Annotated in this window: 1 protein-coding gene and 1 pseudogene; both read left to right on the top strand. The window is 54.8% G+C overall.

Going from position 1 to position 958, the window contains the following annotated elements:
- Positions 1 to 70, top strand: a pseudogene (locus F1735_RS38625) (IS200/IS605 family transposase); the annotation flags it as partial.
- A 179-nt stretch (positions 71 to 249) separates the two neighbouring features.
- On the top strand, positions 250 to 873 hold the full coding sequence (locus tag F1735_RS33830) for a hypothetical protein (RefSeq protein WP_167241411.1): 624 nt from the start codon (positions 250 to 252) through the stop codon (positions 871 to 873).
- Positions 874 to 958: the final 85 nt, after the last annotated feature.

Below are 958 nucleotides of genomic sequence, written 5' to 3'. Positions count from 1 at the left end.
CGGTAGCTGCGGCGGTGCGCCTATCGCCGTTATCCGGCAGTACATCGAACAGCAGCAGACGCCGCACTAGACGCACCAAACCGGACGGCTGCGCCGTCGGCGCTCTTGCCCCCGCCCTGAAGGGCGAAGTTTGCCGCGAAACCGATCAACAACGCGACATCACCCCGGCGCAGGGGTGTTGTGTGCCGCTGCAGCGCCTGCTACGATCCGCTTCCAACGCAAAGAAGCAACTGAAAGGAATTTATCTTAATGAGCTACGTGCTTGAATTTATTGTTGCCCCGCTGCCGGAAGATGACGCGGCGACTGCCTGGGAATTAGCGCGCAAGATAATTGAGACGGCGCCGCAGAATGGTCCGCCACATCCTGTATTTGTTCGCTTACATGACATCATCACGTCCGTTTACCCGTGTTTGAGCTCGTATGCTGACGACGATATGGCGATCGACGAATGTCCCTGGAGCGACGGCCCTTTGATAGACAATTTTGGGGAGCAATCCGGAAGCCTTGGGATTGTAGATAGTCCCGACTTCATCAGCATTCGTGGCTTTGTCAACAATATTGCGACGGAATTGGGAATCAACGTGCTCGATGAGCAGATGGGGAAGATCCGATGGAGCGATCCAAATATGTATTTGGACCGGCGCTATCGGATTTATGTGCGAGGTGTTGAGCCTGGCCTGGACCTGGAAGAAGTCGCCTGCGCTCTTGCCGGAGCGTATCATCGCGATCAGTCAGAAGTACGCAAGCTATTGGTCGAGCAGGGTAATTTCGTCACAGGTCTGAACTGGATTTCCGCTCTTCGCGATCAGCAACTAGTCGGCAAGCTTGGCGGTAACTGTTTAGCCCTGACCGTTGTAAACGCGCAATTGTAAACATTCCGATATCCGGGCATGATGCCGGTCATGGTAAAACTTGCCCCTCTTCCCGACCTCTCGACTCTCTCGCATCCCGAAAAAG

This window comes from Massilia genomosp. 1, from assembly GCF_011682185.1.
In the GTDB taxonomy this organism is placed as follows: domain Bacteria; phylum Pseudomonadota; class Gammaproteobacteria; order Burkholderiales; family Burkholderiaceae_D; genus Telluria_A; species Telluria_A rubra.
The sequence above is the reverse complement of the archived record's forward strand: the minus strand, read 5'-3'. Positions and strand labels throughout refer to the sequence as shown.

Excerpts from the sequence above, each read along its gene's own strand:
- F1735_RS33830 (WP_167241411.1), top strand. The coding sequence starts at position 250 with ATGAGCTACGTGCTTGAATTTATTGTTGCCCCGCTGCCGGAAGATGAC.